Origin of the sequence: Salipiger thiooxidans (assembly GCF_900102075.1) — a bacterium.
GTDB lineage: Bacteria > Pseudomonadota > Alphaproteobacteria > Rhodobacterales > Rhodobacteraceae > Salipiger > Salipiger thiooxidans.
The window spans coordinates 1-20,597 of the sequence record NZ_FNAV01000036.1; the positions used below are offsets into that span (position 1 = coordinate 1).

Genomic DNA, 20,597 nt, shown 5'->3' on the forward strand with positions numbered 1-20,597 from the left:
CCGCACTCTGGCGGATCTTCAGGCCGCGCGCGAGGCGCTGCACATCGCGCCCGAAGCGCATCTGGTCGCCACCGGCTGCGTGCTCGACGACACCGCCGAAGGTCAGCTTGAAACGGTCATCCTTGGCCCCGACGGCATCAGCCGCCACCCGACCGAGCGCCTTCCCATTGCCCTGCCCGGCACCGGCGATCTCTTCGCTGGGCTGGTGATCGCCGGGATCGGGCGGGGCCTGCCCCTGCCCCGCGCCGTCGAGATGGCGCAGCCCCTCACCGCCCGTGCACTCAGCCACGCGAAGGCGCTCGGCGCCGGCGAGGTGGTGCTGAGCGAGCCTGAGTTCCGTCGCGCCCTGCTGTCGCTTGGGTCTGGCTGAGCCGCCCTCATTGCCAGATGGCGGCCTCCTCGCGGCACGGTGCGGCAGCGGAGGTTCGGGCCCGGCTTGCCTCTGCACAAAGTTCGTTTACCCTTGGGAGCAGACCGACAAGGCAAAAGACCCGATGAAGTCCGCGGACCGAACCATCTGAATCCCGCCCTGCGCTGACGCACGGGGCAGTAGCGCGCCGCATACTGCGGTGGCGCAAATTTTGCATGCGCAGCATGCAGGCCAATCATTCAGAGGTTTGAAATGCAAAACTACTTCGCGAGCCCCTTCCGGGGCGTTCCCCTGGACAGACAGGTGACCAATCCGAACATCCTGGTCGGACGCTACAGCTACTACTCGGGCTAATACCATGGCCACAGCTTCGACGACTGTGCCCGCTATCTCCTGCCGGACGAGGGGGTCGATCGCCTGCGGATAGGCAGCTTCTGCTCCATCGGATCGGGTGCCGCCTTCTTCATGGCGGGCAACCAGGGTCACCGGAACGAATGGGTCAGCACCTTTCCCTTCTACTGGATGTCCGAGGTTCCCGCGTTCGAAGGCGCCCGGAACGGGTTCCGTCCGGCCGGAGACACGGTGATCGGACATGACGTCTGGATCGGGTCGGAAGCCATCGTGATGCCGGGTGTCCAGATAGGCGACGGCGCGGTGACTGGCACACGTGCCGTGGTGACGCGCGATGTCGAGCCCTATGCCATCGTCGGAGGAAACCCGGCCGGAACCATCCGGAAGAGATTTGACGAGGCGCGCATCGGCCTGCTGCTGGAGCTGCGCTGGTGGGAGTGGTCCGACGACCAGCTTCATGCCGCGATGCCGATCCTGACCAGCGGCGACATCGAAGCGCTCCACGCGCACTGGACCGCCACCATTCGCGCCCGTTGAGCTAAAGCGCACGGCGGACCTCCGCGCGAGGAATCTCGGAGGTCCGCAGACGGCCCATTGCCGACCTTGGGACTTGTTTACCACGCCGCGGCGCAGCTTCACCGAAGCGGTCGTTCGTGCGTCGCGCAGCATTTTCCGACATCCAGGGTCCGCTGAGCGGACAAAGCTACCGTCCGGCGAGGTGTTTTCAATGACCGTTTTTCTGGCGCCGACAGGCTGAAAGTGAATGTTCCGGCCAATTCACTTGCGACGGAACGGATCAAGAATGCGGCTCCAGAATCCGTTGCCTTTTGCCTTGCGTTTAGCTTCCTCTGCAAGCCGCTCCCAATCCCCGGTGTCACCTGGGAGTCGCTTCGATTTGTCAAGTTCGCGGCCTTGCCCATCGTACAGAGTGGTACGACGAGGAATTTCGTCGCCAAGGAAGTCTTCAAGTGACGGCCACTTTGCACCGATCAAGTCCAAGTCCTTATGGTAGAGTTCAACTTCGCCAGTGGACGCGAGATAAAGCTGTCCCTGTGACATCCACTCGCCATTGATCGCTCCAATACCCAAATGGCCAGCCGGAATGTAGGCGGGGCGCTCGATGACGTTTTGATACCGAAGGCTGACAGCTTGCCCTATTCCGACGCCGGATCTGTCCACTGAGCCGCCAATTGAGCCATACAAAGAGACGCCCAACAGGCGTGCTCCATTCATATGGCCAAGCAGCTCTCGGTATGGTTCGGGAATGTACCTTTCTGCTTCGGCATCGGCATGCTCGAGGCCTTCCTCGTCCAGTCCCGCGTAGCGCCAACATAGATATGAGAATTGTCCTCCATGAGGAGTATGCCCAGTCTGATAGGCGCCGTTTTCAAATTCATTGAATCCAAGGGGATCGTACTCTTCACGCAACAGCCGGTCGATGCGCTCAAGTGCTTCTACCACTGACACTTTTACATAGCTCCTTAGGAGGTCATTCTGACGCTATCATAAAGTCAACGAACGTAAAGCCGACATACTTGGATCCCACAGCACCAGCAACTTTGGGCTCGGAGCAGACATGCGGCGGTGCCGCGAGCCTCACGGCCTCCTCGGCCAGCCGGGTCGTCGCTGACGGCCCATACCGGTCATTGACTTGTTTTGGGCTATTATAGTGCGACTTCAGAAAAGCAGACATTGCCATGAAAGCTCTCCCTGACTTCTCTTCAGGTTCGCCGGAAGTGTACGATCAATATCGAAGAACCAAAGATCCAAACGCTCAGATTCGTCGCGGATACTTAGAAATGACGCGAAACATTTCCTTTCACGAACGAGAGCTCAGTCGGTCATGGAGTGATCAAGAACTTCCTTGCATTTGGGGTGTTGCCGCTCAAACAGCGCACCTCTGAACGGAAGATCAAGACTGAGAGCATCCACAATGCTCTTCGATGCCGTTGTGTATCGGATCTCCCCAGTTAGGCCCACAAGACCATCAACTTCGATAAACTCTTCTGGTGTTATCGCTTCTCCACTACGCATGCTCATTGGCAAAATCGAAAAGCACCGCCAAACGTCCCGCCCTTTTTCGACAAAGGCGGCATTCGTTGCATCAAAATTTTCAATGGACCTCACCACCCAAGTCGTTGTGTCTCGCTTTAGCGGGATCAAGAATATCCTCGCCTCTCCAACGCGCAACCACTCAGAAATGACGTAGTTGCCGCGGGGGTTTTTCGCGAGTTCTTGGCTATTCTTAGGCAAGTTCTTATGATCAACCGAGAGAACCAAACTGTTCAGGTGCAAATCTTGGTTGCCCGTATTGATTATCTCTATCCTCGCCTGCTCGCGTCGATGCGACACGGCATCAAACGAGAGCATCAGAAGCTCTGCAGTGGACCGTGGAAACGCGACCGAAACCGCTTGAGGGTACAGCGCGACAGCTGCAGTGACGAGCGACAACAGGGCAGCGGCGGCACTTAGCAGCACGACCGTTCGGCCGCCAACTCGCCTCCACTTCTGCTGATATGTTCCACAGTGAGGACAAATGGTGGCACCTGTTTCGACCCGTAATTTACATGCCACGCAAGACTGATGAAAATCCTCGGAGGTTGTCATTGATCAAATCATCCGGACAAAATAGCTCGAAGCACTCATGCGGCACTTGGGCGATCCTAGTCAATTGCTTTGGCCAAGTGCTCAGTTCCAAGCGGCCCAAAGCTGCCCTCCGCAGGGACGGTTGGCGCTGCGGTGCGGCTTCCTCGAACCGGTCATCCGTGCCATCGTGCAGCATGATCTGGTAGGCCACAGTCAGCAGTGCGGACGGCACTGCCGTGCGCCATCACCTCCTGAAAGGGCGCAAGCTGCGCAGTCCGGACCTTCGTCAGCCGACGCAGAAGTTCGGAGGACGGGACTAGCAGGCTTGGTACGCTGGCGGCAGAATCGCTGTGGCCTGAAGGCGCGACGCCACGTCTTCCTGTCTTGCCGGGCCTCTGTGCTTGGAAGGAGACCTCGCTTGGAATGTCATTATGATCCGTAACCGGCAGCCGATCTATCTGTTCGCGCTCGAAAAGCCGCGGATTGCTCATGCATGAATGATAGGATTGTGACGGGCAATTGTCCTGAAAAGGATACGGTTGCGGGTCCGGTCGGGAATCGGAATAATGCCAGAGTATTCTTCAGTCCCTGCCCGGGCAAATGGAGGTTGACGTGCAGTATCTTCCCGTCGCGGTCCTCGGCGCGATCTCCATCGCCACAACGCTTTCAGCGCAAGAAATCGATATCGGGGCCCTCATGGCCGACATCGAAACGCGCAGCGGCCAGTACGAGCAGCTGATTGGCATCCTGCAGGGCACCGATACCAACCGCGCTCTGGCCGCGTTCGATGCGATGGTGGCGACCGGGGATCCGACGATGATCGAGGTTGCGGTCAATACCGGCCTGTCGGCGACGGACAGCCGGCTGCGCGCACGGGCGCTGTGGGAGGCGCTGTCGCGCAAGGACGCGATCACCCTGATAATCGAGACGTCCGAAATCGGCGAAGACGAGAAGGCGGCGCTTGGTAACTGGTACGGCGAGATCCAGACTTGGCCCCTGAACCAGAAGTATCCCGAGACCCAGTGTATCAACCTCTACGGACGTTCCTCGGGGTGCTACCTCGGGCGGAGCCTCAGCGTCTCGGGGCTGCGCGTCGACATCAAGTACGATCCGAACCCGGGGATCGCCGGCCAGTTCGCGCTCGACGAAGCCGGCAAGCTGGTCGGTCGTGTGACCTCCAACGAATCTCGCCACACCTATCCTGCAACGATTGAATTCAGATGAAACGAATTGCGACAATCCTGATCACCGCCTGTCTTGCGTCGATGGCATCGGCGCAGGTGACGCTGGAAGAGGCCGACGCATTGATGGACGCCCGTGACAAGGAGCTGCAGGCGTTCCAAGAGAGGCTGAACGACGCCGACCCGGACCGAGCACTCGCCGTCCTCAAGCTGCTGATCACCAAAGGCGACCCTGAGCAGCGCCGGCTGGCGTTGCGGCACGGACTGCAAAGCACGGACATGGCGATCCGGGCGACGACCCTGCGGGCGATCCTCGATTCCTCGCCGACGCTGGTGATGAAGTTCGAGCCGGTCTCGGAAGAGCCAGACACCTACTACTTTCGCACCATCCAGCAGAACGGCGGCGTTGTAGCCGAGGACAATTCCTCCGAAGTCCTGCGCAAACTCGCGGGCTACAACGAGGACGAGGAGTGCTGGACCTACGTCCACGGCGCATACACGCCGTGCTTCGCCCGGATGCGGGGAGAGGTGGTCAGCCTCAACTTCGGGGACAGCTGGGGCAACTACACGCTTAACAATTCTGGCCAACTTACAGGCCAGCAGGCGATCAACAACAACCTGACGAATGCCAACGTCGATCTTTACGAGTGACAGTCTGAAAGAGGGAGGAGCAGTATGGCGATCCGGCAGCATGCCTTGGCATGTCTTCTTGCGCTGAGCGCGTTTGCGGCAGAGGCGCAGGTCAGCCTCGGCGACCTTGATGCGGCGATGAGCGCCCGCGACGACGAGATGGCGGCATTTCGCGAGAGATTGAACGACCCCGATTCTGATCGCGCCTTGACTGCGATGCGCCTGCTCATCGCAAAGGGGGACGCCGATCAGCGGCAAATGGCGATCGAGCACGGCCTGTCGAGCACCAACACCGACATCCGGCTGGCCGCGGTCGGAGCGATCCTTGGGTCGCGCCCGATCCTCGTCTCGCGCTGGTTTCCCGAGGACGGGGAGATGCCGAACAGCTTCAGGAACCGGGTTTCGGCATTCAACGGAACCACCAATACGGACAAGAGCGCACGCGTGCCGCTCCAGATCGGAAAATACCTCGACGAGGCGAACTGCTGGTTGATCAATGACGCTGTGCCCTCACCACGGAACTGCCTCTTCAGGATCAATTCCGGCGAGATCAGCACCTACGTGGGCGGATCATGGGCACAGCTCGACCTCGACGAGGCGGGTCGGCTCGTGGGTTCTCCGATGATCGGGGGCATCCGCACCGAGATCGTCGTCGACCTCGGCCTGTGATCACTCAATCACGATCCGGTCGATCCTCACTGGCGAGCCGCCGCCCCACGACGAGCTGATGCGGATCGTCACTGTCTTGGCGAAGCGTTCGCCGACGCGGTTGTCGTAGACGCCGTCGGGCGACATGTCGCGGCGCGGCATCGGGTTGGGCCGCCGCACGGCGCCCTCCGAGATGTCTGTCATGACCTCGATGTCCTTGGGGACCGACGCGTCGTCGGAAGGTTCCGAAACGATGCGCACGCGGCTCAGCCGGTCGGTGCCCGTCAGCGCAAGTTCCAATACGATCGGCTCACCGGGAACGAGCGGAGCGACATAGGGCGCGCCGCCGGCGACCATAGCCGACGGATCGGAGGCTCCCTCCACTGGGTGAACGGACCAAGCCAGCACCTCGAACGGATCACCCTCGACCGGGGCCCGGCTCTCCGCGCAGGCGGCGGATAGGACCCCCTCGCCGCAGCTTTGCACCGGCGGCACTTCGCCCATGAACCGCGCGAGCAGGTTCACGATCTCGTCCATACGGGTCGCCCAGACCGCGTCTGCCGCCTCGGCCTCAAGCACCATGGCGATCGGGGTACTGTCCAGAAAAACCGTGGCACCGCTCGTCCCGCCGAAGAGGTCTGGCTTCTCCCTCTCGGCGGGAACAAGTCGGACCTGGCGAAAGTCTATGCTGTGCAGGACCACGCGTCGCCCCTCTGCTGATCTCTGCCGTGCCCTCTCGATGATCGCGATGCGGCCGATCTCCAGCGCGCCGGACAGGCTGCGCGGCAGGTCCGCCCAAACCGGACCGCAGTCGCGCGTTACCCCGCCCTTGACCAGCGCCAGCGAGATATCCGCCTCGCCCGGCGCTTGATAGACGATGTCGGCCGACCCGATCGCTCCGCCGGCCTGCGTGCCGACACGAATGCCCCTCCGGTAGTTGCCGTGCACATGACCCGGCAGGATCAGGAAGCAGTTGCCGCGATGCGAGAACAGAAAACCCGATCCCGCACCGTCCTCGATGCCAACCACCCGCGCCGCAGCGGCGGGCGCCAAGGCTAGCCAGATCAGGAGGAATGCTGTAATCTTTTTCGTATTGCGTCTTTTGAGCATTCGATGAAACCCGTGCACATCAAGATATTTCCGGCCGCGCTGGCTCTTTTCACGACCGTCTCCGGGACGAGCCTTGCACAGGGGATCGCGCTGGAAAAGGGTCCTTTCCAAGAACGTGTCAGCGAATACTCCAAGGTCTCGGGCGACATCGTCATGGGCGTAATGCTGACGGGTGACGAGGCCTCCACGCGGGAGCCTTCGATCGTGACCGGCGTCGCTCCCGACTGGACGGAGAGCAGCGCGGCGAGCCCGGTCTGTGTGCGCATTGTGACCAAGGATGGCCGCTACGAGGCAGAGAACACCTATCTGATCGCCCCAAGTTATGCTGGGACGCGGGCGCCTTTCCCGTACGAGGGCCAGCAAGCGGACCTTCTGGCCGAGCGGTCGGCCGTTGCCCTGGTCAAGGCCGGTCGCTGCGGCGACCGCAGCGACACGTTCATCCCCGTCCACTGGAAGGCAGAGCCGGGTGCACAGCCGAAAACCCTGCACGTTTACGTCAACTCCGCGGGCAACCCCGTCTCGATCGCATGGGGACGCGGGGCGGATGCCATCAGGAACTGCGCGAACGTCACGGAACTGGCCGGCCTGAAGTACACCGCTCGCTGCGATGTGCAGATTGACGAGCTGCCGTCGGAAGCGACGGTTCGCCTGACCCTCTTCGTCGTGCGCAGCAACTCGGAAGAGGTGTTCGATATCAGGATTCTACCGGTCTTCGCGCGTGGCTGAGGCGAAGGCGAAGCGTGGGAGCACTCGCAGCCGTAGCGCCGGCTGGCCGCTGTGGTTCAAGCTCGCGCTTCTGTTGGCGCTCGTCTTGGCTGCAGTGATTGGCAACGTCCTCTACGATCGGTTCGCTCAGCGAACCATCATCGTCGAGGCGGACACAGGCACCCTTCGCATCACGCTCGAGCGCGAACTCAGCGGCAAGTTCTTTCAGAACGCTCTGGTTTGCCGTCAGAGGAAACGCCCGGACCTCACGCTACGTGGCTCCTCCTTCGGCTGCATCAGCAGGACTCACATGCTAACACCCAGCGCAGCAACGAGACAGGACGAGGCGGAAGGCGAAAGCTTCGACCTTGCGCTTCCGGCGGGTACGCGCATCCTGCTCTATTCCGAGCCCGATCGGATCAGCCTCGTGGTGGAGAAGATCCCCGAAGGCTACTCGGGAACCGACGTCGCGCGGCTGGAAGGTGGCGGAATCACCCTGAACGCGGCCGCTGCCAAGTCATTCGGTAGCCTCGTCGTTACCGGCCGCGCCGTCATCGGCGCGAGCCCCAGCGAGTCTGACCGGATCTCCGTCGTCGCAGGCAACTACCAAATCAGGGGCGGGACATGGCCAACGAGCTGGCTCACGCAAGAGCGGCAGATCCTCCGAAGCGGCGAGCTCAGATCCGGCGCCTACTTCTATATTCGTGACCGGGGGGAGTGCGTAGCAGATGACGCGAGCTGCGTTTCAAAGTTCGGCTCCACCCCGTTCGGAGCGCCGGCTGCCGAGACTCGACTGAACATCTCGGTTCCGGACCCGGACTCCCATCTGTTCCGCGTTACGGCGATCTCGGAATCCCGCCCCGTGCTGCTCACCGCGCTCTATTACCTTTCCGAACCGGTCTCGACCCGGCCAACCATTGTCAATGCGCTCCTAGCGGACCCGATACTTGTCTTCTTCGCAACACTGCTCACGGGCGGCGTAGCTGTCCTGCAGTTCTTCGCCCCAAGAAGTGGACGCGGCTGAGTCGACCAACCAAGCTGCTGCGACACTCACTGCAGTCGAGTTTCCTACGCCCCGCTCCGTCGGCTTAGGGCTCGGAGCGGTCATGCGGCGACGCATCGGGTCGTGCGCCTAGCAGGCAGCGGCGGCCGTCGCTCCCGGCACAAAGCTGACCTTCGTACGTCGCGCTGCGAACGACGGCTCTGAGCCCCTTTGTCCGGATGCTGCGCGGTGCACGAATGTCGGCTCCGGCGAACTGCGCTGCGGTCGCAGCACGGTGCTCCGTGTGGCCCCAGACTTGCCTTTCAAGGCGTTTCAATCGTCGTCAGGGACGCTATTGCAACGGCCGAACCGTTTCGTCTGGCCGTCTCGATAGGGTGCACTTCCTTGAAACGAGCGACATCGCCGGAGCGAGGTATGCGGCTCCGCGCAGGATGCTGTATGCTTCGATCTAGCTGCTAAGTTTTTTCTTAAGACGACATCTCACGATCGATCGCCAGGGAGAATGCATTCGCTTCGTCGGCGATCCGGTCCAATTTTTCGAACGCGTGAAGCTCGTCCCGTCGATGATGCCAACGACCGCCATCGACACCTAATCGTCGGGCCAGAAAACCCAGTTCGGTCCATGCCTGATCGACGAACGGCTCGATGTCGGCCTCGGGCGTCAGAGAGCGGATCGTGTCTCCCAATAGCAACGTGTAGCGCATCGCACGATGAATCGACGGAGGATGTTGCCCGAGGTAGCTTACGGCTGACTGCTCTGCCTCCAAATCTAGAGCAAGAAAGGTCACGGGGCCCGCCAGGAGCCGAAGAAAAAGCTCGCTGGTGAGGTGGTCTGGTTCCAGGGCGCTCGATCCCTCGCCCCGTTCCGCGCGAAACCACGAGGTAGCGTTTAAGCACATCTCCAGCGCCGTCGCGTCGGCATCGAACTCCAAAAGCTGCAATAGCTTCGAACCCACCACGGCCTCTGAGGCCATTCCAAAGGCCTCATCGATAAAGTCATGACCGGACGCATCGCGGTAGCGCCGAACATGACGCCGACGGAGATGCGCGATCTCATGGAAAATGACAAACTCTACTGCTCGCCCAAAGGCCTCCAAAAAGTAGGCCGACCTTTTGTCGTTCGCCACGACCCATGTCCCGCCGGGGACGTCCGCATCGGGTCCGGGCTGTTTCCACGCAAAACGGCTCGCCAGAAAGAACGATCCCGCAACAACGCGCGCCAGTGCATCCCAGATTCTTGTCAGCAGTCCGCCATGTATGAACACGGCGCCCACCGCACCAAGATCGAACGCGCGGGCGTTGGCTTTGAGGGAACTCGGCAATAGCCAAATCTCGAACTCCGGCCCGCCCAGCTTGTGCCTAGCGATGAAGGAACGGTTCTGCTCAAGAACCTGGGCGGCTACTGAGAAAGCAGGGCACCCGTGGTCAGTCTGATCGAGAAGGCTCACCGCGCCGCCCGCTGCCAGCGCGTATGGGTGTTCCTTCCAACCCATGCCGGATCGCCTCCTGCTGTTACCTAGTTCGATGACCCGTTCAGCCGAACACGCGGTGCGAAGGAGGTCTCTTCGAAGACCTTCAACTCAGATCGACCAAGTTGGATCAGTTCGCTTAGGCGCCCCGCATCTCCGTCGGCGATTTTGCCGTCGGTCGTCAGAACTGACAGTAGCGACAGGATCTGTGGGTTTTGGACATGTGGCAGAAGGCGTTCGATCCGCCGGGCCAACTCAACCATGGTTCCCTTCGGCAGCTGACCACGGCGCTCGAAGGTTGAAAGCAGGCCGCGTGCCGACGCGATCCTTCGGCTAGGCCAAGGGTGAGAGGTCTCGCTTGCATGCGCTAATGGACTGCGGCGACCTTCTATTGCGGCCAAAGCGATAAATGCCCCTTCCGCAGCCTGTGCCACACGGTAGGGGGGATCAAGGTTACCGTCGGCGCAGATACCAAATCGCGGTCGTCCGGCGACCGTCAGACAGAAGTTCGTTAGTGCCGCACCGTCGGCATCGAGTTCCATTGCCTGAAGCACTTCATGATAAAAGGGATCGTTGGCCGTCAGGCTCAACTCGTCCATGTCGAGCCCTAGGATATCGCGAGCGAAGTCGACATGGCCTATCAGCGTGTGAAAGGCTTCATGCATCCAGACAAACCCGACCGAAAAAAACGTCATCGAACGCGACCAAGCTAGTGCCTGCGGATCTGCGGCTTCCATGATCACCGCCTCGAAACCCTCCGGGTCCTCGGCGGAGGGCGGTGCAGAAAGCAGATAATCGATAGCCTTTGCCCGAGGTTCGGACGCTTCGTCATGCGCCAACAGCAAGGTTGCGTTCGCGAGGCGCAGAGGAACGCCAAGGGTCATTCCAAACAGATAGCCAGATGACCGGCGCGACGCTGCACCGTTCACATCCATGTTCTCGAAAAGCCCGCTTTCCGCCGCGTAGACCTCCCCTCTCCCATTCCGGTCACCCACATAGGAGCGCGTCAGTGTCTCCAGTCCACCAAGGATTTCAACAATCCAACGTTGCGGCGACGATGGGTGGTCGAAAGCGCGCATATCGAAGACTCCACCATAGCGTTTTGCAAATGTCTTAAAGTCCTCAGCTGCCTGATCCTGCATCACGACCCGCCGATCGCCCGGCATGCTGATTCCTTTCCGACCTTCATCGACCACGCAAAGAAGAGCGCCACATAGGGTGACAACAACCCAGCTTCCACGCCGATTTTCGATCCTACGAATACCGCGATCGCGGACAGCAGCGGAACTTGAGACTTCTTCGTGTGGCGTGCAGCTGCTTCTCTCAAAGCTTTGTACTTTGCGTCGTCGGTACAGACTAGAAGGTACATTTCTGATTTGAACGCATGCCACAGGTCTCCCGGCGCCAAGCCAAGGCTATCTCCCATCATCTCAGATGCGAAACGGTCAGCAATAGCGGGCAAATCAGCATCGATTAGGTCGGGCATGCTTTCATTAATGGTCGCTTTCAATGATCTCTCATCAAAATATTCTTCGATGATCATGCGTTGATCTCCAGTGGGGGCGTTAACGTTTGGCCGTGTTGCAAACTACTTTTCCGACCAGCTCACAGCAGGCCGAGATGAGACGGTAGCGGATCATCCCATAGGCAGGTCAATGCTTGTTTTGCGATGATGCCGTCCGGCTCTGCAGCGGTGCGCGCGAAGTATTGATCAACTTCGCGCCTAAGATCCGAGGATTCCGACCCGTCAGCAATGTCGCGGAACATGTCGATTTCCGGGAAAGCTGGTTCCAACGGAGCCAAGAGTTCGAAGCCGGGTGTGAGCACGTCCTCAAAGTAGTTGCCGCTTGGATTTTCTTTGATCCAGCGTGCTTGGTGACCGACGCCATGGATGATCAGACGGAATTGCGGCGACGGATATCGTACGCTGCTCCCGACGAGTTCCTTAGCTAGCCGCTCCTGCCCGGCGACGAAAAGCGCATAGCCGACAAACTCAGCAAACAGGTTTTCCTTCCCAGTCATGTGTCGCCAGCGGCCCAGATGGCATGATCGCGCGAAGGCAAACTCGCTGGAAAGGCTGGCACCGAAGATGTCGGCATCCACTTCGACATCGCGCAAGGGGAAGGCCGTCGGCGTCTCTCCGACGCGGCGTACCATCAACTCATCCAAAACGCACAGACTCGCTTGCGACCGATATCGTCGGAGCAACGGCAAATGACCGCGCACGACATGGGAGCATTCATGGAACAGGACAGGCAAATACGCGGTCACCGTCCGCTGCTGCGTCAAGGGGGCGACCGCTGAGAGCGAGGAGTAGCGATTGCTGCGCCGCGCACGGACGTCCGCATTCCTGGAGCCGCTGCGGGCACCTTTCTGCGCTGCCATCGGGCCACTTCCGCGCATCGCGGTCATTCATGATTGGCGGAGCGGACGTCGGCTCAACGCCCCTTGTCCGTCTCTGGTTGCCGTATCAAGCGGCAGCTTTCCGGCGCTGCTACAGCGCGGCACAATGACCGAGATGGGCGCTTTGCAGACACACCAGATGATAGCAGTGAACTGCACCTAGGCCCACGAGAGCGTCAGCTTGAGGGATAGGCATAGGTCGCGAGACAACACGCATCTGAGGGCGTTGTTGCACAAAGAGGCGAGGGATTCACCTCGCGAATCCAATGTAGTAGCCGGAAGGTATGAGCAGACCTCCGAAGACGACCTACAAGACCACCAACTGGCAAAGCTACAATCAGGCGCTGAGGCAGCGCGGATCACTGACCGTTTGGTTCGATCCCTCGATGCATTGGGAAGCCATTCCGTCGGGGCGTCGCGGCCGTCAGCAGGCCTATAGCGACGCTGCGATCCAGGCCTGCCTCACCCTCAAGACACTCCTCGGGCTGCCGCTCCGCCAAGCGACCGGTTTCGTGGCGAGCCTGCTTGAACTGTCCGGGCTCGGCTGGTCCGTGCCGGACGTCAGCACTCTGTCACGTCGCCTGAAGACCTTGAACGTGACGATCCCGTATCGCGGTTCCAAGGGGCCGCTGCATCTGCTCGTGGACAGCACCGGCATCAAGGTGGAAGGCGAAGGCGAGTGGCACACGCGCAAGCATGGCGGCTCGAAACGAAGGGTCTGGCGCAAGCTCCACCTCGGGATCGATGAGGAAACGCTGAAGATCCGGGCGGTCGAGGTCACCTCCAGCAATGTCGGCGACGCGCCGATGCTGCCGGACCTGCTTGCCCAGCTGCCCCCGGATCAGGAGATCGCCACCGTTACAGCAGACGGTGCCTACGACACGCGCGCCTGCCACGACGCCATCGCTGACCGCGGTGCGGCAGCAATCATTCCGCCCCGCCGCAACGCGAGACCCTGGAAGCCGGACACGGCAGGAGCCCGAGCGCGCAACGAGATACTGCGGACGTCAAAGCATCTTGGCCGGGCGCTGTGGCGGAACTGGAGCGGCTACCACCGACGTAGCAGGGTGGAGACGAAAATGAACTGCGTAAAGCTACTCGGACAGAAGCTGATGTCCCGCGACTTCGACCGCCAGGTTGCCGAAGTTCAGATCCGCGCGGCGGTAATGAACCGCTTCACTGCCCTCGGCATCCCGGTAACCGTGGCACTGGGATAAGTGTGTCCGGAGAAAGGGGAACTGCGGTCATCATCTGATTTGTGCAACAGCGCCCCTTGCGCGCGTGCGAGTGATGCGAGAAGGAACCTCCTATCATGATACGAAGACATTTGACAGACGCCCTGCGGCCACCGCCTGGATAGAGAAACGTGAGAAAGAGCTTGCAAAGCCTGGTGCGTTGGAAGGCCTGAACGTCTCCGACCCTCTGCGGTCCAAAGCGATCGAGCGCTACACCGAAGAGGCCGTAAAGGAAATCGGTCGCACAAAGGCGCAGGTTCTCAGGACCATCGCGACCTGTCGTCTGTCTCAGGGCCATGCCAAACAACACCTTCATCGTCAGGCACGACTGTATGGCGGCGTCGCTGCAGGTCCGCTGCCGGCCACGCCTGCCTGTCGGTGCGGCATCCCAGGTCATGGTGGGATCGAACCAACCTCTCGTGACATTGCTGCGCAATGCAATGCCGGTCAACGGATCGTCAGCGAGCCCCGGCGCTCGAGCGCTTCATTGCAGGCAGGCCAGTTCCTGGTCCTGTAGGCTCGGGGGGCTCATGCATCCCAGCTACCACTCTGGATTCACAAGATGAATCGCTCACGAAATTTGTACAACAGAGCCCCTCTCCACCGAAAACGGCGTCTCGCAGACCACCGCGCTCTCAATCCGGAATGGCCGGATAGCGGCGATCTGGATCGTGAGGAACTCCGAAAAGCTCCAACACCTGCGCTCGCACGGTTAGACGCAGCAATGTGTCGCGCGCGGTGCAGGCTCTGGAGCTGATGACGTCCGATCCACCCATGGTCGGTCGATCAGCCACTCTGGTATACTATCGTGGCGCTATCGAATGTCGTGGAAGGGCTCGAAGCGGCGCTGCGGCGGACAGCGTAACGCGGTTGGCAGAGGCACATGGTGCTCCAGGCCCTGACCGGGCCTTCGACGGGAAGACCGACACCGCGGTACGACTTACCCGACGTTGCCATGCGCACGTGTGGCATCCCGTCGAGGGATGAAAAGCCGCCCCAACTCTCCTCACTGTCAGATTTGTCGCCGCTGCATCTCGCGATGACAGCAGCAACAAACCTTGGACAAACCAGGCTTTCGCAACGCTACGCGCAAAGGCCTGACGTGTCCGGATACACCCATGGCCCGTTCCAGCCTGTGGATGGACAGCGTTTAACCCGTCCGGCGCTCTGCGCCTGCCGTCACCTCGACGGTCACGTGCTCCATCCCGGTCGTCTCGCGCACGCGGCCTTTCACGGCGCGGCGCACATCGTCCGCCACCGCGCCCGGCGCGAGCTCGACCTCCAGCGTGGCCATGGGCCGCTCCTGCGTGATCGACCAGGCGTGGACGTGATGGGCGCGGGCCACGCCGGGCAGCGTGGCTTCCAGGTCGGCCGCGACGGCGCGGGCGTCGAAGCCCGCCGGTGCGCCTTCGAGCAGGATGTGGCCGCTCTCGCGCACCACGGACCACGCCGAGCGCAGGATGATGAGGGCGACCAGCACCGACAGGATCGGGTCGATGGGGGTCCAACCAGTCCAGATGATGACGAGCGAGGCCGCAATCGCCGCAACCGAGCCGAGCAGATCTCCCATGACGTGCAGGGCGGCGGCACGGACGTTGAGGTTGTCGCCCTCCGCGCGGCTGAGCACCCAGAAGGCCAGGATGTTCACCACGAGCCCTCCCACGGCGACCCAGAGCATCAGCCCGCCCAGCACTTCATGCGGATCGCGCAGGCGTTGGATGGCCTCGACGACGATCCACCCCGCGATGGCGAACAGCGTGACCCCGTTCACGAAAGCGGCCAGCACCGAGAAGCGGTCGAAGCCGTAGGTGCGCTTCCAGTCCGCCGGTCGCCGTGCCAGCCGGAAGGCGAACCAGGCCAGCAGAAGCGAGGCGAAATCCGTCAGCATGTGACCCGCATCGGCCAAAAGCGCGAGCGAACCGGAGATGAGCCCGCCGATGACCTCGGCCCCCATGAAGCCGCCCGTCAGGGCCGCGGCGATGAGGATGGCGCGTTCCTTGGACCGGCGCGCCTCGCGGGTGTCATTGGCCGAGAGGGTCGGACCGTGCGAATGCCCCGCATGACCATGCCCGTGTGCATGATCGTGCCCGTGACTGTGACTGTGACTGTGACTGTGACTGTGACTGTGATCGTGTCCCATCACCGCCCCTCCGCCCGAAGGCCCTTGTCAGCCGGGCGCGCGACGTGCTCGCCACCGGGGATAGGGGGCACGCGCCCGCGGCGGATGTCGGTGACGCGGGCGTTTATCCCGTGGTGGATTGTGGGGGCATCGTAGCCCGGCAGGTCGGGGCTACGGAGGCGTCGGTCGGTCATGGCAGTGCTCTTGATTCGTTTCGTCCCCATGGTAGATACGATCTACAGCCACTGTAGCTTCAAGGGGTAATCGCGATGCAGGGCCATTCCATCGGTGCGCTGTCCAAGCGCACGGGCGTGAAGGTGACGACGATCCGCTACTATGAGGGGCGCGGTCTATTGCCAGATCCCGGCCGCACGGGCGGGGGGCAACGCCGCTATGGCGATGCCGAGCTTGACCGGCTGTCCTTTATCGCTCATGCCCGGCAGCTGGGCTTCGACCTCGACGCCATCGCCGAACTGATCGCGTTGCAGGAGGCGCCCCAGGCTGCCCATGGAGACGCGCACCGCATCGCGAAGGATCGGATTATCGAAGTCCGGGATCGGATCGCGCGGTTGCGGCGGCTGGAGGCTGAATTGGTGCGTGTCGTGAATGCCTGCGACGGTCAGTCCGACGGGCAGCCATGCCGGGTGCTGCACGCTCTGGCCGACCATCAGGCGTGCGAAGGCGAGCACTGAGACCTGCGTGGGGTCACAAGGAGGTTTTGAGGTGAACACGTCCCATGTCGAGGTGAACGGCGCGCCGAAGCATTCGCTATGCGGCGATTGTGGGCGACACTCGTTACTTCCTGTCGCTCTTCCTTATCGTGAACGGTTCCGTTCGAGCAGATAGCGGCTTGGTGGCTTGCCGACCATCTTTCGAAACATGGTCACGAAACTGCTGGCGCTTTCATAGCCGAGATCGATGGCGACCGCCTGAACCGACTGACCCGCGCTCAGCCGCCGCAAGGCAAGCACGATATGCAACTGTCGGCGCCAGCGGCCGAAACTCATGCCCACCTCATCGGCCAACAGGCGGCTCAGGCTGCGCTCGCTGAGCGCGACGCGGGAGGCCCACTCTGCGACGCTCGCATGATCCGCTGGCGCCGCGATCAACAGGTCGGTGAGCTTCTTCAGGCGCGGATCGCCGGGAATGGGGAGGCAGAGGTCCTCGACCGGTGCCACCGCCAGCTCATCGAAGAGAACGGACACGATCCGGCCATCCGGACCGTCGACGTCATAGAGATCTGCCAGAGCGTTTGCCCGCATCAGCAACTCGCGGAAAAAACGCGACACCGTGATCGTGCAGCAGTCCTTCGGAAGGTTCGCGGAGTCGGGAGGATCAATGAAGAGCGAGAGACACTCCACCTCGCCCGAGCCGAAAACGGAATGGGGCAGCCCGCCGGGAATCCACACGGCGCATTGCGGCGGTACGATCCAGACTGCGCCGTCGACCTCGCAATTGACGACGCCCCGCACTGTGAAGAGCAGTTGCGCCTTTTGATGGTGGTGCCGGGGCGATTGCTCCAGGGCGTCAAGGGTGGCGACCGCGTTGGCTGCCACCAGCGCACGCGGGATCTCGTCGACATAGGCGAGCCAGTCGCGACGGACGTCCAGATACATCTCAGACCTCGGCATTCTCAGATCAGGCCGGATTGAAACATATCGTGGCAGGGTTGCGCAATGACGCCACGCGCCGGCCGGCGTATTGCTGTGAGGCAGAGGCGGCTGGCGGATCTTGTGATCGCGCTCCGCCACTGAAGGGGCAGAGCTGACCTGCCCGACACATAGGCACAGGAGTTTCCACGTGATCGACAATGCCCCGGTCAAGCTCGCGCTCGCATGGCTCATCCCTGCAGTTGGCGCCGCACTCTTTGTCACGATCCAGTGCTTTTCCTATCTGAACGTCTATGTCGGCAGCGGCGGAACGATGCAGGCCATGACGTTCGATCCCGCCGCCTTGTGGGGCGTGTCGATTTTCTATGGCGCCTGGGTCGTCCCGCCCTTGCTGGCGCTGGCCGCAAGGCGCGCGACCGATTGGGCGATGCTCGTCCTCGGCGGTCTGCTGTTCGTCATGAGCACGCTCGCTGGCGTCTTCGATGGCTTGCGCGATGGCGGCCATCTTGTGGGTCTGGAACTGCTGGCTGTCACGCTGCCGGGCGCGGTCGCGCTTCTCTTTACATGGCAGCACATTCGCTCGACCTGAAACCTTACATTCTCTCTCGGAGACGACACATGCCCTTGGATATCAGGAATTTTCCGCTTGTCTGGATGAACTATGACGAAGCGCCCGATCACGACCACGACGAGGATTTCGCGGCACTCGAGGCGTGCTTCAGGCGCGGCGCACCGTTTGTGATCCTGAGCGATAATGCTCCGACCGAAGACGAAGACCACGACCACAGCCAGGAAGAAAGGAAGCGCACTGCGCTGTGGATGAAGAAGCACAAGGCCGAATTGCGGACGCTCGTGCGGGCGATGATCGTGATTGAGCCGAGCGCCACCAAGCGTCTGGCCTTCAAGACGTTCGGCGCGGTCTTTTCCAAATTCTGGGGTTTTCCATTGAAGATTGCAGTGACTCGCAAAGAGGCGATGGATGTCGCCGAGACCCTGCTGTCAGAGGGCGCGGGGCCTGCAACATCCTGAAGAACGGCTGAGCGGGCCGTGCGAAGACGGTTTTCGGAAGACTGCAAGCTTCGCTCAAACCCAGGTCGGTCGGGCTACGGCGCAGGTGTCGTGCCGAGCGGTATCCCGCACGGTCCGCTGGTGCAGGGGCAAACCGATACTGGTGTCTGCTCTGTCGGCTTCGCGCTTCGGAAACGGACAGACAGCTTGATCCCGACCCGGATGCGCGTTGATCGAAGAACAACGTGCACTGGTGGGCAATCGTGGCAGAATCTTCCCCTACAACGGACGCTCGATCCGCACGGCATTCCGACGGGACTGCCGTACTCTGGGCATCGAGGATTTGCGTTTTCATAATCTGCACCACGAAGCGACCCGTCGACTGTTCGGGGCAGGTTTCTCCATTGAACAGGTTGCCCTTGTCACCGGGCACAAGGACTGGAAAATGCTGCGCCGCTACGCCCACCTCCGCGCGGAGGGTCTCCATGCGCTTGCGGCAAGTCGGGTCGCCTGACTTTAGCACATCTGAAATGACTTCTGGTGGCTCACATTGCCCCAATCTCGGCACAGATAGTGCCCCCACCGATCATTCCCCCGTCGCGCCATGCCAGGGGAACGGCACCGTATGGCCGCTTTCGTCGAAACGACGCTCGAAATCCTGCGCGACCTCCTCCACCGTGATCGCGGCGAATTGGGTCAGAAGCCGTGCCTCGGCCTCTGCCAGCGTCGCGTCCAGTCGCGCGTCGACCGCCTGTTCGACAAGACATGACGAGGGATCCGCCTGCGGGCCAATATTGAACAGCGGCGGGTGGCCGACCGCCTCGTAGACGTCGCGCAGGCTGATCTCGGCCAGCGGGCAAGCGAGCTGCCAGCCACCGCCGTGACCCTTTTCCGACGACACGATCCCCCGCTCGCGCAGCCCCGCCATCATCCTGCGCACCACCACTGCATTGGTCGAAATCATCTGAGCGATCTGCTCCGAAGTGGCCCGCCCAACGTGCCGGTCCAAGTGGATCAGGACGTGCAGCATCCGGGACATACGAAGATCGCGCGCCATGGGGTTTCCCTTCCTTGTCTTTCCAGGCTCCTTAGCAGCAATCACGTAACAACGATAGTTTCATGTCTTGAAGGGGTGCGACGAATCATGTAACTTACCATGATACATTAAAAGGAAACGCAATGACTTACGATGTTCTCGTCATCGGCGGGAGCTTTTCCGGGCTCGCCGCAGCCATGCAGCTTGCCCGCGCCCGCAGGCGGGTCTGCGTTCTCGACACCGGCGCACCCCGCAACCGCTTTGCCGCCGCCTCGCACGGGTTTCCCGGGCAGGACGGGCACGCTCCGCAGGACATCCGCGCGGCCCTCAGACACGAACTCGCGGCCTACCCCACGCTGTCCTTCCGGGATGGCGCGGCGGCGTCAGCGGCCCGCGAGGGGGACGGGTTTCGGGTGGCAGTGGCGAAGGGGGCAGACATCACCGCGCGGCGGCTGGTCCTGGCCTTCGGCGTCCGCGACAGCCTGCCCGATCTGCCGGGTCTGTCCGAACGCTGGGGGGCCACTGTGCTGCATTGCCCCTATTGCCACGGCTACGAGTTGAACGGCGGTCCGGTAGGCGTTCTGGCGCGCGGCGAGGCGGCGCTGCATCTGGCGATGCTGCTGCCCGACTGGGGGCAGACCACGCTCTTCACGCAAGGGACGCTCGCGCCGACCGGGGAACAACGGCAGAGCCTGACCGCCCGGGGCGTCACGGTCGAGGAAACGCATGTGGCGGCGCTGATCGGCACCGCCCCGGCGCTTGACGGGGTGCGGCTGGAGGACGGCCGTGAAGTCGCGCTGGCGGGGCTGTTCCTAGCTGTTTGATCCCACGGTTTGATGGTGTGATCCTTTCGAAGGAATGGAAGGATGCCCTATGGGACAGGTTCGTCACGGAAGCGCCACGACCACGCACGCCGTCAGAGCAGCAATACAGCGATCGCAAGCTTCGCTCGCGACGCTGAGCCGGGAGTTGGGGATCAACCCAAAGACGGTTGCGAAGTGGCGTAAACGGCAGACGGTCGATGATCTAAAGACCGGCCCAAAGGAGCCACGTTCGACGGTCCTCAAGGAGGCTGAGGAGGCGGCCATCGTCGCGTTTCGGCGCCACACGCTGCTGCCGCTTGATGACTGCCT

At 61.7% G+C, this 20,597-nt stretch carries 21 protein-coding genes and 4 pseudogenes; 14 read left to right on the plus strand and 11 right to left on the minus strand.

The window, feature by feature from the left end; all coding sequences use genetic code 11:
- Together BLQ77_RS26645 and catB are read left to right on the plus strand one after the other, a co-directional pair.
- Positions 1-370: pseudogene (locus BLQ77_RS26645) on the plus strand (bifunctional hydroxymethylpyrimidine kinase/phosphomethylpyrimidine kinase); the annotation flags it as partial.
- A gap of 252 nt (positions 371-622) precedes the next feature.
- Positions 623-1,258: pseudogene (gene catB / locus BLQ77_RS26650) on the plus strand (type B chloramphenicol O-acetyltransferase).
- Positions 1,259-1,498: 240 nt separating this feature from the next.
- Here catB and BLQ77_RS28550 read toward each other — a convergent pair.
- A complete protein-coding gene (locus tag BLQ77_RS28550) occupies positions 1,499-2,188 on the minus strand; it encodes an SMI1/KNR4 family protein (protein WP_131822072.1) in 690 nt (229 codons plus the stop codon).
- 366 nt (positions 2,189-2,554) lie between these two features.
- A complete protein-coding gene (locus BLQ77_RS28555; RefSeq protein WP_131822073.1) occupies positions 2,555-3,328 on the minus strand; it encodes a zinc ribbon domain-containing protein in 774 nt (257 codons plus the stop codon).
- A 591-nt stretch (positions 3,329-3,919) separates the two neighbouring features.
- Here BLQ77_RS28555 and BLQ77_RS26655 point away from each other — a divergent pair.
- The 3 genes from BLQ77_RS26655 to BLQ77_RS26665 are packed head-to-tail and all read left to right on the plus strand — an operon-like array spanning position 3,920 to position 5,787.
- Entirely contained in the window at positions 3,920-4,531 is a 612-nt protein-coding gene (locus BLQ77_RS26655; RefSeq protein WP_131822074.1) for a hypothetical protein, read from the plus strand.
- The gene (locus BLQ77_RS26660) at positions 4,528-5,139 is read left to right on the plus strand and encodes a hypothetical protein (RefSeq protein WP_089964115.1); all 612 of its coding nucleotides are present in this window, start codon (positions 4,528-4,530) and stop codon (positions 5,137-5,139) included. Before BLQ77_RS26655 ends, BLQ77_RS26660 begins: the two co-directional genes overlap by 4 nt.
- A 24-nt stretch (positions 5,140-5,163) precedes the next feature.
- On the plus strand, positions 5,164-5,787 hold the full coding sequence (locus BLQ77_RS26665; protein ID WP_089964116.1) for a hypothetical protein: 624 nt from the start codon (positions 5,164-5,166) through the stop codon (positions 5,785-5,787).
- Here the strand turns inward: BLQ77_RS26665 and BLQ77_RS26670 are convergent, their stop codons facing one another.
- Positions 5,788-6,876, minus strand: coding sequence for a hypothetical protein (locus tag BLQ77_RS26670; protein ID WP_131822075.1), 1,089 nt, complete (start codon positions 6,874-6,876; stop codon positions 5,788-5,790).
- 3 nt (positions 6,877-6,879) lie between these two features.
- Between BLQ77_RS26670 and BLQ77_RS26675 the strand changes: the two genes are divergently transcribed.
- The gene (locus BLQ77_RS26675; protein ID WP_131822076.1) at positions 6,880-7,602 is read left to right on the plus strand and encodes a hypothetical protein; all 723 of its coding nucleotides are present in this window, start codon (positions 6,880-6,882) and stop codon (positions 7,600-7,602) included.
- The gene (locus tag BLQ77_RS26680) at positions 7,595-8,605 is read left to right on the plus strand and encodes a hypothetical protein (RefSeq protein WP_089964119.1); all 1,011 of its coding nucleotides are present in this window, start codon (positions 7,595-7,597) and stop codon (positions 8,603-8,605) included. The genes BLQ77_RS26675 and BLQ77_RS26680 overlap by 8 nt, the downstream gene beginning before the upstream one ends.
- A 446-nt stretch (positions 8,606-9,051) precedes the next feature.
- On the opposite strand, the gene BLQ77_RS26685 is transcribed toward BLQ77_RS26680, so the two are convergent.
- From BLQ77_RS26685 to BLQ77_RS26700, 4 genes are all read right to left on the minus strand, one after another.
- Positions 9,052-10,077: a phage exclusion protein Lit family protein gene (locus BLQ77_RS26685; protein ID WP_089964120.1), complete on the minus strand. Its 1,026-nt coding sequence runs from the start codon at positions 10,075-10,077 to the stop codon at positions 9,052-9,054.
- A gap of 23 nt (positions 10,078-10,100) precedes the next feature.
- Positions 10,101-11,219, minus strand: a complete 1,119-nt coding sequence (locus BLQ77_RS26690) for a hypothetical protein (RefSeq protein ID WP_089964121.1) — start codon at positions 11,217-11,219, stop codon at positions 10,101-10,103.
- Positions 11,195-11,596 carry a hypothetical protein gene (locus BLQ77_RS26695; RefSeq protein WP_089964122.1) on the minus strand — a complete coding sequence of 134 codons (402 nt, stop codon included), beginning with the start codon at positions 11,594-11,596 and terminating at the stop codon, positions 11,195-11,197. The genes BLQ77_RS26690 and BLQ77_RS26695 overlap by 25 nt, the downstream gene beginning before the upstream one ends.
- Before the next feature lie 62 nt (positions 11,597-11,658).
- Positions 11,659-12,438 (minus strand): hypothetical protein, encoded by a 780-nt coding sequence (locus tag BLQ77_RS26700; protein ID WP_089964123.1) that lies wholly within the window; start codon positions 12,436-12,438, stop codon positions 11,659-11,661.
- Between the two features lie 302 nt (positions 12,439-12,740).
- Between BLQ77_RS26700 and BLQ77_RS26705 the strand changes: the two genes are divergently transcribed.
- On the plus strand, positions 12,741-13,673 hold the full coding sequence (locus BLQ77_RS26705) for an IS5 family transposase (protein WP_089964124.1): 933 nt from the start codon (positions 12,741-12,743) through the stop codon (positions 13,671-13,673).
- 292 nt (positions 13,674-13,965) lie between these two features.
- Here BLQ77_RS26705 and BLQ77_RS26715 read toward each other — a convergent pair.
- Positions 13,966-14,216 (minus strand): annotated as a pseudogene (locus tag BLQ77_RS26715) (transposase); the annotation flags it as partial.
- Positions 14,217-14,841: 625 nt separating this feature from the next.
- Entirely contained in the window at positions 14,842-15,831 is a 990-nt protein-coding gene (locus tag BLQ77_RS26720) for a cation diffusion facilitator family transporter (protein WP_089964125.1), read from the minus strand.
- Between the two features lie 248 nt (positions 15,832-16,079).
- Between BLQ77_RS26720 and BLQ77_RS26725 the strand changes: the two genes are divergently transcribed.
- Positions 16,080-16,502, plus strand: coding sequence for a MerR family transcriptional regulator (locus BLQ77_RS26725; RefSeq protein ID WP_089964126.1), 423 nt, complete (start codon positions 16,080-16,082; stop codon positions 16,500-16,502).
- A gap of 123 nt (positions 16,503-16,625) precedes the next feature.
- On the opposite strand, the gene BLQ77_RS26730 is transcribed toward BLQ77_RS26725, so the two are convergent.
- On the minus strand, positions 16,626-17,426 hold the full coding sequence (locus BLQ77_RS26730) for an AraC family transcriptional regulator (RefSeq protein ID WP_089964127.1): 801 nt from the start codon (positions 17,424-17,426) through the stop codon (positions 16,626-16,628).
- A 184-nt stretch (positions 17,427-17,610) separates the two neighbouring features.
- Here BLQ77_RS26730 and BLQ77_RS26735 point away from each other — a divergent pair, with 184 nt between their 5' ends.
- From BLQ77_RS26735 to BLQ77_RS26745, 3 genes are all read left to right on the plus strand, one after another.
- Positions 17,611-18,009, plus strand: coding sequence for a hypothetical protein (locus BLQ77_RS26735; RefSeq protein ID WP_089964128.1), 399 nt, complete (start codon positions 17,611-17,613; stop codon positions 18,007-18,009).
- Between the two features lie 29 nt (positions 18,010-18,038).
- Positions 18,039-18,449 carry a hypothetical protein gene (locus BLQ77_RS26740; protein WP_089964129.1) on the plus strand — a complete coding sequence of 137 codons (411 nt, stop codon included), beginning with the start codon at positions 18,039-18,041 and terminating at the stop codon, positions 18,447-18,449.
- A gap of 208 nt (positions 18,450-18,657) precedes the next feature.
- Positions 18,658-18,942 carry a tyrosine-type recombinase/integrase gene (locus BLQ77_RS26745; RefSeq protein WP_242661882.1) on the plus strand — a complete coding sequence of 95 codons (285 nt, stop codon included), beginning with the start codon at positions 18,658-18,660 and terminating at the stop codon, positions 18,940-18,942.
- 72 nt (positions 18,943-19,014) lie between these two features.
- Here the strand turns inward: BLQ77_RS26745 and BLQ77_RS26750 are convergent, their stop codons facing one another.
- Positions 19,015-19,485, minus strand: a complete 471-nt coding sequence (locus BLQ77_RS26750; protein WP_008885400.1) for an RrF2 family transcriptional regulator — start codon at positions 19,483-19,485, stop codon at positions 19,015-19,017.
- A gap of 122 nt (positions 19,486-19,607) precedes the next feature.
- On the opposite strand from BLQ77_RS26750, the gene BLQ77_RS26755 reads away from it, so the two are divergent.
- Both BLQ77_RS26755 and BLQ77_RS26760 read left to right on the plus strand, forming a co-directional pair.
- Entirely contained in the window at positions 19,608-20,288 is a 681-nt protein-coding gene (locus BLQ77_RS26755) for an NAD(P)/FAD-dependent oxidoreductase (RefSeq protein ID WP_242661883.1), read from the plus strand.
- 49 nt (positions 20,289-20,337) lie between these two features.
- Positions 20,338-20,597 (plus strand): annotated as a pseudogene (locus BLQ77_RS26760) (IS481 family transposase); the annotation flags it as partial.